Raw genomic sequence first — 12,472 nt, forward strand, 5'->3', positions numbered from 1 at the left:
AAGGTGGGGATTAGATGGTATAGTAAATCTGAATAAAGAAGTTTCGACCATAGCCGTACCAGTATTTCGTGCCAAATACAGTATGCGCTCCACTTGTGTGTTTTTGTTCTTGTGCGTAAGTGGCATTTCTGGCTTGTTCAAATCCTCCAGTGCGATAGGTCGTATTGAATACATTTTGTATAGAAGCGAAAAAACCGAAGGTGGAGCGATTAAAGAGGCGCCAAGATTTACCTGCAGAAAGAGATACGAGACTATAGGCAGGCAATCGCTCTTGTTGGAGAAGCTGACGTAAGTGAGCCGTGGTTAATCCTTCAAACGGGCGTCCCCTTTGTTCTGGATCGCGAATAAAATGTTGAGTCCTCTTGATTGGCGCTATGCGAACAAAAGCATCTGCTAGGTAATTGATTGTGGCTCCAATAAACCAAAAAGTAGGAGCTCGGTAGGTTATACCCAGAGATAGTGCTGTTTGTGGTCCATTAGACACCTTGTAATTCGCCAAAAGAGCCTGACCTAAGTCTACCGGTTGAGCGGTATCGATCGCATCGTAATGTACATTGGGATTGTTCGTGTACGAAGACTGCCCCAGTGCAGCAGCAGCAGATAGGTTGACCGTTGAAGTTAACGCATAGGCCGCACCTAGTTCTACTCCCCTATGACGTCTATTGCTGTTGGTGATTCGCTCGGAAACCAAGTTTCCTTTAGCCTCAGAAATGGCAATGCCTTCTGTGTAAAAAAAGTTAAGCTGTGTATCGTTTTGTATCTCTGCTAAATAACCCGTTACCCTCCCTTGAAAAGTAGGCGATCGAAAGCGATAGCTGCCCTCTAAACTAAAGATGTTGGCAGCTTTTAACTGAGGGATTACTGCGTTGCTAATTCGAATGTTGGCAAATGAATTTTGAATAGAAGGCGCTTGATTGTAGTACATAGCTTGAGCTTGAAATAAGTGTTTACCTGATACATAATACGTGAAACCTCCTTTAATGCCTAGTGTATTGAAATCTACTCGTTCGCTTGGTCCGTAGGATTGTGTAGGGTAGTGTGGATTTTTGTATAATCCCTCCCGTTGATACTGACTAAAGGAAATATTTTCCGCGAAATAGAACTCCAATCGATTGTATCGAAAGACAAATTGACTGAAAGCATCAACTGTTGTTGCGAAAAGTTTATAGTTGTGTCCGTAGTGATCACCAACGACAATGCTGCGATTAGGGTGGAGTACATTGCTGTCTTGTAATTCTTTGGCTTGAAAAGAATCAATATCCATATAGTGTGTTCCTCCTAGTAGATCTATGAGCTTTTTGAAGTTTGAAGATTGTAAATGACGATAGTTTACTCCAGCATAGAAGGTGATGTTAGTTGAAAAAGTCGTTTGAAAATTAGTTGTAAACGTGCGTGTTTGATCTTGTTGTCGATCCTCGTATAATACAATTTTACTTTGCCCATTAAAAAGGCTATTGCTGTTGTAAATTTCTTGCCAATGGAGTTGACCCTGTTGTTGGAAGGCCGTTCCAACTTGCTCAGCTTGCTGTAAATTGGCCAAAGTAGCCTGTTTAAAAGCATCTTCATTAGGAAGCATCTCAAATTCCTCCCTAGTCATTGACCAATAGGCTTTGTCTATTTGAGTGAGGTAATAGCTAGGTAAATTTTTGTAGTAGGCGGGATCTGGATTTAGATTGTCTTGGTAGTCCAATCGGCTTTGTCCTTGATATCCCCATTGATAACCAAGGGTTGTCGTTAGTTTTGTCTGTTCCTTTATCGCCCAACTGTGCGTCAAGGTAACTAGAGGTTCTTCAATGTTCTGGTAACGGGCATTTCGCTTTTCCCCGTTTTGCCAACCCCAATAGGAATTGTAGGTCACTCCTTTCAGCTTGGTCTGCTCTTGGGTATTAGCACTGTTTTTAGCGCGTTTGTTTTTAGCATAAATACCAGAGAAATTTAGGCTGTGTTTATCGGAGATTTTCTTTTCAATGCCGATAAAAAACGACAAGGCATCGTAGTTCGTTCCTTGCCAATACCCCGCTTTAGCTCCGCGATAAGAACCCGAAAAAGAATAGGCCCAATTCCTTGGGGTTAAGCCCGAGGCATAGCTAAAAAATGGTTTCCAAAGGTATGAAGTAGTTGAACCCGCAAAACCTACTCGCGTTCCTTTTCTCAAGCTTGAGGCTTGGGTTTGGATAGTCTGTGTACCCCAAATACCACCAAACGATTCCGCAGCTGCTGAGGAGCCTTGATAAAAAAGTTGATTTCTCGTTACTTCATTTAACCCTCCCCAATTGCTCCATTGCGGACGATGATTTTGTATTTTGTTCATTACTACCCCATTGAGAAGTAACTTGCCATAAGCGTTGTCTAGCCCTCGAATGCGGAATTGGCTTTGTCCCCAAGCATAAGCGGCGGCTTGCTGAAAAGGATCTTTAGTTGCCTGTAGGAAACGAGCACTACCTATCGCAGGAGATTCGTCCTCCTCTAAATCTTCTTCTGTTAGTGTAATTAATCCCAATTGTTCCGCGGAAATCCAATCTTCTTCGAGCAATAGATGACCTAAATCGAGGGATTCTAGTGCGCTAATTTCAACGGCATATCGCTTAGTGGTGTGGGCGGGAGAAGAAAATCCAATCTCCCATTTTCCTGGGGCTGAAGGGTGTAGAGTAAAGGCTCCCTCTTTATCGGTTAGGGTAAATTGATGCGTGCCTATTATGCGCGCTACCACAGCCTGCAAAGGCTGACGCGTTTTGGCATCAAGTACCTTTCCCGTGATTTTTTCTTCTTCCTGCGAATAGAGAAAGGAAGGAAGTAAGGCTACAAGTAAGGCAAGTATAAAGTACTTCATAAGCATAATAGATGAATTAAAGGGAGTTAAAATTGATTTATTTCTTATAAAGTTAATTTTTTATTGAATTATTGTTTAATTTAAATCTATTATTTTAAGTAAAAATTATAAAAATGAATGAAATGATGAATTATTGTTTGAAATTATTAATTGTACTTGTAGGATTAATAGCAAGAGAAACTGTTTTTGCACAGGAGAAACAATATCAAGTGCGGACGATCGCTTTTTACAATTGCGAAAATTTGTTTGATACCGTTAAGGATCCAATAAATAGAGATGAAGAATGGACGCCACAAGGAGCAAGAGCATGGAATCAAAAGAAATACCAACAGAAACTAATGAATGTAGCCCGAGTTTTATCACAGATTGGCAGAGAGGAAAATCCCGTACTGCCATCAATTATTGGTGTGGCTGAAGTTGAAAATCGCCAAGTGTTAGAAGATTTAGTTCAACAGTCTAGTTTACAACGGGGTGATTACGGTATTGTTCACTTCGACTCTCCGGATAGGAGAGGGATTGATGTTGGACTGTTATACGCGAGAAAACATTTTGTCTTACTTCAAAGCACAAAGCACACCCTTTACCTTTATGATCAAAGACAAAAGGCAAAAGATAGTTCCGCTCAAAGGAGAATATATACCCGGGATCAGCTATTGGTTTCGGGGCTATTGGAGGGGGAAGAAGTTCATTTTATAGTGAATCACTGGCCTTCTAGAGTTGGAGGTGAGAAATTAAGTAGTGTGAACAGGGAAGCAGCTGCCGCTTTGAACAGAAAGATCATCGACTCCTTACAAAGAATAAATCCTCAGGCGAAAATCATTACTATGGGAGATCTAAACGATGGACCATTCAACACGAGTGTAAAGAAGATACTGCAAACGGAGGGAGATCGAACTAAGGTACAACCTCAAGGACTGTTTAATCCCATGGATAAAATGGCCAAAAACGGTTATGGTACTTTAGCGTATCGAGATCATTGGGATATTTTTGATCACCTCATTCTGACAGAAGCTTTTTTAGGGAAGGACTATTCTTCTTGGTGCTATTGGAAAGCTCAAATTTTTCAAAAGCCCTTTATGATACAAACTACAGGGCAATATCAAGGGTATCCCTTGCGGAATACCACCAATGAGCCGGGGTTTAGCGATCACTTTCCCGTATATGTGCTTCTTTTACGTCAATGGTAGCCCTTGGCGAAGGAGCTGGTAAAGGCTCAAACGAAACTATTTTTGGTCAAAAATCGAATATTTCTGGATACGGCTTTGACAAACCACAGCTTAAACCTAAAATAGCTGAATTTCGGTTTAATTCTTGTGGGGAGTAGTTAACAAGCTAATCTGTATACCGCTATTTTGTAATCGTTTGGCTGTTCTAACTAAGCTTGTGAAAAACTAATTGTTAGAAATAATTCAAATTGCGAACATTGATGTCTTTAAAATACATTTTATGTGATTTGATTAATTAAATAACTTTTTTTAACAAGGTATGTTTGTTTTAATCTCTGTTTTTTTGATAAAATCCTTTTTTAATTACTTGATAGTTTATACGTTTGGGGTGATTTACTGCCATTGTATAAATTAGAAAATAAAAAGCACGAGCTAAGTGGGTTAAAAAATTGAACAGGACCCGTTTTTTTATCACTGGATTAAGCACAATCTAGGAGAGTATATCAAAAACGATACTACTGGCGCCTATACAAAAGTAGGGAGTTCTCATTGTAGCTATCAGATAGAACAAACAAAAAATGGGAGAACAATACAAGAAATTGGAAAGAAAACCGCAGCTGAATTAGAATACTTAAAAGCGAGGTGGAAGCTAAAAGTAGAGGAAGAGTTGAATAGCGAAGAGTACTGTAATAGTGTGTATAATAGCGATCGAGAACTTGTTAAGCTCGTTCGAAACGAGCGTTACAAGCAAGGGAAAAATGTGATACGCACTACCGCTTTTATGATAATAAAAAAATAAAGTAGGCTAGCTATAGCTATACGAAAGAACGGACTATGAAAAAGGATAATCAAATAACAGTCGGCCCAATTGAACAAGATCCTCCGAACAAGCAGGTAGCAGTTGGTTCAGGAGAACCTACTACTACACAAGCAAGAGAAAGTCTCATCATCTCGGTAGAAGAACTAAATGATACCACTCAAATGGATCAGGATCACTGTGATGCTGTTATGTCAAGTGTAGAGCAAACTCAAGAAGAAAAGCGAGAAAATGATATCGCTAATGAAACGATAGCAGCACAATATGTGGTTTGTAAAGGAGCTACTTGTACCTGTGATGGGAATCCCTCAGCTAAGGGAACTTTAGTGGTTACTACCCATAAGAAGTACTACATCAATGATCAAGAAGCAGACAAGCCTATTGCTACGGTTGAAGATGTAATGTTTAAAGAAGGAGTTTCCCCCTTTATTACCTGTAGTCATAAAAAGGGCAATGATAAAACGTGTACCTATGCTCCCCAAGGGAAGTGGAAAGTGCCTAATAATGCCAAATTTCCAGAAGTAGGAGGTAAGGATATTCTCACGGAACTAGGAACATTGAGTTGTGCCATAGGGGGGACATTGACAATTATGACCCATGGTCAAACGGTTGACGTAGACGATGAGGACGTACAAGAAGTAGAGGATGCTTTTGTTGATATGAGTGCGATCAATGCCTTGCTGAGTTATGAAGAACTCCCATCAGAAGAACAAAAATACCCAGAAGAATATGTTAGTGATGTGTCCCAACTAACCTGTACACTAAGTGAGGATGTTGTCCTAACCCCTTATAGCGAAGGTAATACGCGCGCTTTCTATGTGTTGAAAGGTCAGTTTGTCGATTTTAGAGCAACTGTAAGCGTCAATACAGCGGATAAAAACAAAAGAAGAGGAGAGAATATTAGTTGGGGGGTTACTGAAATTCTCTCGGAAGAGGTATTCACAGAGGCGAAAAGTTCTTCGTCAAAGACCTATAAATTACAAGTTGTTGACCAAGATAAAGTTGTGTATAAAGCCTTTAAACGAGTCACTAATCCGTTTGGTTTCGCCTTTGCCAAAAGCGGACGCTATATTGTAGATGCAAGTTCCCGTGAGAAGGAAGCAGGTAGGGAATGGGCTTACTATAAAGACCAGTATTGTTATATTGAAGTAGTAGATCAAGCGAGTATCACTGCCCTTAGTGTAAAGGGAGTCAATCAGGAGATTTTCATTGGAAATGAGGTAACAATTACCGTGACTAGCAACCTTCCTTTATCCTCAACAACGTTGAGTAGTCTGACTATAGCAATAGCATCAGTAGCAATAACGGGGGAGGAATCTACACTGTATAGTTATCGAGATTCTTCTATTGAATCACTGGTGGACATTAAACGCTATACACAGACTGCCAATAAATTAGAGGCGAAGTTTACCTGTGTAAATTCTGGTTTGTTTACGATTAAAGTACTACAAGACGGACAAGAATTGACGGCGTTTCGTCAATCTATGGAAGTGTTAGAAAACAAAGTGATTGATATTCAACATGTGGAAGGACGTATTCGTCGCGGAACCCAAGCTAGTTATCAGGCAATTTTAAAGAATAGAAATACAGTAGATACGACTAAAATAAAATGGAGAATCCGCAGTCCTCATGGAAGAACGTATGGAGAGGAAAAAGTGGGGGAGACAGGAGTATTTGTTTTTAGAGAGTTAGGAAAGTATACCCTACAATGCCTGTATGGAAGTCGCCTTTTTTTTGACCTAGAGGAGGTACAGAAGCAGATTGAAGTAATTGATAATAAAATAGAAAGCATAACGGTACAACATGCTGTGGCAAAAGAAGAAGGAAAGAATTATACTGTCTTTGTCCATCAGCGCGCTGTAGTTCGTATCGGTACACCTTTAGATTATGTTTATGAGGCTGTAGTCCCTATTTCGAACTCAAGTGTACTGAATTTCCATGCCTCCAAAGAAGAAGCCCTAGCTTATATTAATGCAAATAAAAGTAAAAAAGACCCCTTGTTGCTCTATAGCTTATCGTATTTGGGTAAAGGTGCTAATCAAACTGAAGGCGAAATAAAACTAAGCAGGGAGAGAACAAAAAAAATAGGGAGTACTCCTGTTTACTTTACTGCAAGCACAGCTACCTTAGACTTGACTTTGTGCAGTGAAGGGATGTATTTCTTGAACGTTCAGTTGGGTGATGACACTCCCGTTGAGGTCGTTTTAAACAGCAGTAAGGGACGTATAAAACAGTGGTTTTTTCACGATGGCAAACACAAAACAGCGCGTATCGGATATAAACAAAACTTTGGTATCGCTGCAACGGTAGAGGGATGGGCCAACAAAAAAGGAAAGCTCCATATTTGGTGGGACAATCGTACAAACGGAGGAAGAATCTTAAAGTACCTTAAGGTAGAAGAAACCATCGAAAAAGAGCGACATCACTTAATTTATAGTCAAGAAGTTACTTTTGACAGCAAAGGGGTAATAAATAGAACGATAGGAGAAGGTACTGATTTTTGGAAGAATTTAATAGAAGTAGCTCACAACAAACAGGCAAAAGAAGAAATTTTCAATTTTTATTTTACCCTTTCTGAGGTAGAAGTGCCTTGTGAGAATCAAAATGAAGAAGTATACCATAGTGAATTTCGAAAAGGGCATGTATTTCCCAATCAGAGTATAGCTTCTGGTACCTATGCTATTTTGGCTGAGCAACCACATGGTGTTGGGAAATTTGTCGATAAGGATAAGAAAGAGTTAGCTGCTATTGTTCAGTATACCGATCAGACTTTTATTGCCCTTCACCTCTATAAAGGATTTGAAAATGAAATAGATCAGACGATTTACGAACTCCACCTTTATGAGAATAAAAAAGGAGACGATAAATTAATTGAGTGTTACAATATAGTAGCCCATGAAACGGAAATTGTCAACTATATTCAACTTCCTACCTCTAGTGCTGCGTATGGATCATCTACTCATGTGCAAGATAAAGGCAATGAGAAAAATCCTCGGTTGTTTTATTTTATCCTATATACATGGAAGAAAGAAGATCAAGAAGCGTTTAATCGCTTGAAGGGACAACCCGCCCAAAAAAGGTATACGTATAGCGATAGCAGTAAACTTAGATTTAGGGTGATGTATCCAGAAAACTTGGGAGTTAAAAGCCAAAATGACAGTAGTATTATTGAATTAGAGGAGGAGGATAAAGCCCAGTATATTGCAAATTTAAAGAAAAAGAAAGCGGAAAAGAAACGCAAGCAAGAACTCAATCAGGAGTATATGGCAAATGCTATAGAAGGAATGAATGATAGAGGTGATGAGTTCAGAAAAAAATATGCTCCTTTTATTCAAATTTACGAACAATTGGATCGTGAAATCAAGGCAATCGATCAGGAGATACAAACGCTATCAGCCTATAACGCTCGAATAGCACGCAACAACGCCAAGATGGGCGAAGGAAGAAAAGGCGTGAAGAACTACTTTCAACAGCTAAAACTCGCGGTTAATCCGATATACAATGAGGTACAGAATCGAAATAAAAAGCGGGTACCGGTGAAGGTGGAAAGTGGGTCTGCACAAGTGGCATCTACGAATCACGTTGGATGTCCGAATTGTAGAGCAGCGGTTACACCAGCGCAGTTAAAGCCTATTTTTCCCGATGCCACACCTGAAACATTACAACAAGTGGCAGAAGCTTATACAAAGTTTATGGAGTATTTTTCCTTAGATACATGTAGAAAGAAGGCCTACTTCTTTGCCGCAGCTTCTGTAGAAGCAGGAACTTCTATACTAGGGCGCTATCATTCAACCGAAGAAGATTTATACTATTCGAGATTAAGTCTTTTACGAAATTTCCCATCAACTTTTTTTAGTGGTAGTATGGTGTATAGTGCGGAAGCTAAGAAGAAGGTTTGGCAATCCGATGTTTACATCGCTCAGTCAGGAGATAGCAATTACCAAAAGCACGATTGGTATGCAACTGTAAACAGGAACGGCACGGTATTATATATATAAACAGAAGATGATAAAAAGGGCTATGAAAATCGCATCTTCAAAACGAAAGCCCTTTGGGACAAAGTAGTTTATTTTGATTCTTTTGAAGGAGTGAGGCAAGATAAATCCAAGGCAATCGCTGGTTTTATTTACAAAGATACAAATGGCAATACCAGTGAAGATGACGGAGTAAATTATCGCGGTAGTGGATTGATACAAATTACGGGTAGAGATGTTTATGATAACGTTCAAAGGGAAATAAAGGACGTTATTAATACTGATATTACGTCAGATATTATGACAAAGTCAGGAAGCATTAAGGTTAGAGATAACTTAGAGATAGGTACATTGACAGGTATGGGATATTTTGCAATGAAGAAGTTGAATTGGTTAATTCATAAATTACCTCGTAATGGAGAAAGTGATACAGATGCAGAAGCTTTGGAAGTGTGGTCAGCGATAGGAAATAATACATCAGATGGTTCGTATACCAAGAAGACAAACGCCTACAAGAATAAGGCTTCTGCAGCTTTCTTTGTTCCTGATTGTACCGCTCATAAATGGATTATTCCAAGTAGTGTTTCAGATGTAGAAATTATTACGTATGAAATGTATTATCATGCGCTTGAAACTGATCGATATATAAAAAAAATCATTCCGAAAGAAGGAAATAATAAGAGTCCAGACTATAGAAAGTATGTGTATATCGATAAAAACAATAAACGTCATGAACTATGTGTATTAAGAGTGAAAATTATTCCGAAAGTATCATACACTGGAAAAGTAGATGCAAAAGGAAGAGTATATACTTCGGATCCAAATGATAGGATTGAGATGATAGAGGATATTATGCAGTTTACAGGATATGATGAAGGAGGAGATGGAGTAGATAGATTAGTCGTGAAGTTTAGAGAAGATCGATCCACAACGTATAAACGTTATAGTATTAATCCTGATTTTTTGGCTCCCTTATTAGGCGCCATGTGCTATATGAATTGCGATTATGTTTCATTTAATGGCGCTAGTAGTTATAAGGGATATCCCGATCCGAGTAAAGAACATTTGAATGGTGGGATATGTGATTTAGGCTATGTGCCTAAAAATAGAAACCTACATAGAGGAGGATTGTTGGTAAAAAATTCCGAAGTAGAAAAACAAATAGAATTTAATGAAGCCCTGCATCGCTATGGATTTGCAAGAGGTAAAAATCAAATGTTTTCAATGATGTTTTCATATAAAGGAGATGATAAATTCTTACTTAACCATTGTAAAACTATGCAAGGTCACGATGACCATCTCCATGTGAGAGGGTTGGATTACAATTTAATGATAATAGAACAAAGGCAATAAAAATATGAGAATACTAATTTTATTCATTGGGCTACTGGCGTTATTCAGTTGCCAAGGAAAAGATACTAGTTCTACAGAGCGTTTTACACTTCCGCAAGAGAGTATCCAAGAAAAGACGGAAATAAAGCAAGCTAATATTCAACAACAAAGAGATAGTGTGTTGGCAGTCATTGAACAAGAAAGAAAGGCAAGACAAATCGAAATCCACAGTGTTAATAATATGAACGCAAAAAACATAAGAATCAATCTAGATACGATTGATTTTGTCAATAAAGAGGAGTTATACGCTATGTTAAAAAAACATATCAAACAAAAAGTTTCAGAAGTACGTAAAGAACGAATGGTGCGAGATGGAGGTGAGGATGTGGGTATTGAGTATGTTGGGTATAATTACTTTCATAATATGGATAACGTCTTTGAAGTTTTAAAGAGTTGGTTGATAGCAAAACATTTTAGATTTCCCTCAACAGAAGTTTACACCCAGCGCTTGAAAGAAGTGTTTCAGTATGATGGTACGGTAGTGAATGGATACCCTATGGTTGTCAATTCGTATATACTTGGCTTTTCTCGAACAGGGGGAATCCTCAAATTAGACGATGATTATGCGGTTAGCTTGTATGACGACGACCTTTTAGAAATTCCGCATTATGTTTTTGGCGTGAAGGGTTTTTCATTTTTATATGCTTCTGGTTATCTTGATTTTAATGAATTTCCTGCAAGTATGTATTATGTAGAAAATCCTGTACAATCTAATATTGATGAGGATACTATTAAAACAGAAGAGGATATGTATAATACTACAAATTGGGAATTCGTATTTAGAGAAAGTATTTACTATCAAAACGATTATTTGTTTAATAAAAGTAAGATAAGTCTTAACTGGCTGTATTTGAATGATCCTACCTATTTGACCATGCTCTATGAGCGATATGGATACTATGGAGATGATCGATTAACGCAGTTTTATATAGACGATGTAAAGACGATGTATGAACGCGATCTGAAATACGATATCAAAACAAGGTTTAGGTATTTTGAGGATGATTATACAAGTGCAGAAACAAATGGCGGAAGTCTCTTCGCTAATCCACATTCTTTTTTTGGTACCTATCGAGGATTTGATAAGAAGTTTTTGATCAATAAGAAGTTACTAGAGCAGTTTGTTACTCTTACTAATGGGAAAGAAGATTATCTGTATCCTTTTATTATACAGGAATTTATAGCTAACATTAACAGTAAAGAAACGATAGACTATTACAATATGTTTTTTTCGGATAACAGACAGATAGATGAAAAATTAACGAAAGATATCCGCATGTTTCTAATCGCACATTTGTGCTATTACAGTCAGAAAATCTATGACAAGAATCCGGATATAGCGGCTTTATCTCCAGGCTTAAGCCATTATAGTGCGTTATATTCTCAATTGTATCTACCAGAAAGCAGAACCGAATTGCTCGCTTATTTGAAGAAACATAAGTATTTCGGCTATAGTGATTATCCGGAGATGATCGAAGAGATGCGTATGGAGCATGGGATGTGGTAACTAGAGGCTCAGCGGAAGTTGAGCTTTTTTAGTATCAGCCTATAATGCACGAATAGCACGTAACAACGCCAAGATGAGTGAAGGAAGAAAAGTGAAGAACTAAACAAGTTAGGTGGTGAGTTTTAGAACTCATAATTGGTTCGTCTTTCGGAATATCAGTAGAAAGAGAATCTAAAAATAAAACCAATTAGTAAAGATGAAAATAGTAAATCTCAGTTTGTTATTTCTAGTGCTGTTTTTAGGATGTAAAAAAGCAGAGAATGACTTGCAAAAACAACCACAAGAAGAGAGTGTAATGGAACAAGTAAAAAAGAATAATATCGCGGAGTTGTCAGACATTGTGAATGTCTCTTTGTTGAAAAAGCAGTTTGAATTACAGAAAGACAGATCATATAGTGATGAAGATGACGGAGCTTATAATTTGGCACAAGTAGACTTAGATCTGATTTCAGATTTGATGCTACATGAATATAAGAAAAATGGCTATATACAACTATCGGAAAATGAATTTCTGAAAAGGTTAAAAAGTATATTCCCTATAGACTGTAACTGTCTCAGCTATGGGAAGATTAGCGACCGCTATATTGTATATCACGGAGAGTTAATGGATAGAAAAAAAAGCACACTAGAGGAGGAAGCTGGAATGTATGTATCTCCTGCGATTACGAAGAATCTATTTTTTGATTTAAAAAACAGAATAGTGCTTGCTTCTGTACCTTTAGATTCCTTTATTTTTATTCATGAAGATGATAGCTATTCTTTTAATACGGATAAAGAGGATGAAAA

General features: G+C 38.1%; 5 protein-coding genes and 1 pseudogene. 5 read left to right on the plus strand and 1 reads right to left on the minus strand.

Annotated features, from left to right (window positions below; translation table 11 throughout):
* Positions 1 to 10: 10 nt before the first annotated feature.
* A complete protein-coding gene (locus ACPDG9_RS11540; RefSeq protein WP_430527897.1) occupies positions 11 to 2,830 on the minus strand; it encodes a carboxypeptidase-like regulatory domain-containing protein in 2,820 nt (939 codons plus the stop codon).
* A 125-nt stretch (positions 2,831 to 2,955) separates the two neighbouring features.
* On the opposite strand from ACPDG9_RS11540, the gene ACPDG9_RS11545 reads away from it, so the two are divergent.
* From ACPDG9_RS11545 to ACPDG9_RS11565, 5 genes and pseudogenes are all read left to right on the plus strand, one after another.
* Positions 2,956 to 4,017, plus strand: a complete 1,062-nt coding sequence (locus ACPDG9_RS11545) for an endonuclease/exonuclease/phosphatase family protein (RefSeq protein WP_430527902.1) — start codon at positions 2,956 to 2,958, stop codon at positions 4,015 to 4,017.
* A gap of 813 nt (positions 4,018 to 4,830) precedes the next feature.
* The gene (locus ACPDG9_RS11550) at positions 4,831 to 8,811 is read left to right on the plus strand and encodes a PAAR-like protein (RefSeq protein ID WP_430527898.1); all 3,981 of its coding nucleotides are present in this window, start codon (positions 4,831 to 4,833) and stop codon (positions 8,809 to 8,811) included.
* A gap of 90 nt (positions 8,812 to 8,901) precedes the next feature.
* Positions 8,902 to 10,140 carry a hypothetical protein gene (locus tag ACPDG9_RS11555; RefSeq protein WP_430527899.1) on the plus strand — a complete coding sequence of 413 codons (1,239 nt, stop codon included), beginning with the start codon at positions 8,902 to 8,904 and terminating at the stop codon, positions 10,138 to 10,140.
* 4 nt (positions 10,141 to 10,144) lie between these two features.
* On the plus strand, positions 10,145 to 11,686 hold the full coding sequence (locus ACPDG9_RS11560) for a hypothetical protein (RefSeq protein WP_430527900.1): 1,542 nt from the start codon (positions 10,145 to 10,147) through the stop codon (positions 11,684 to 11,686).
* 196 nt (positions 11,687 to 11,882) lie between these two features.
* Positions 11,883 to 12,472 (plus strand): annotated as a pseudogene (locus ACPDG9_RS11565) (hypothetical protein); the annotation flags it as partial.

The sequence above is a fragment of the Myroides sp. C6-3 genome, assembly GCF_050522425.1.
In the GTDB taxonomy this organism is placed as follows: domain Bacteria; phylum Bacteroidota; class Bacteroidia; order Flavobacteriales; family Flavobacteriaceae; genus Flavobacterium.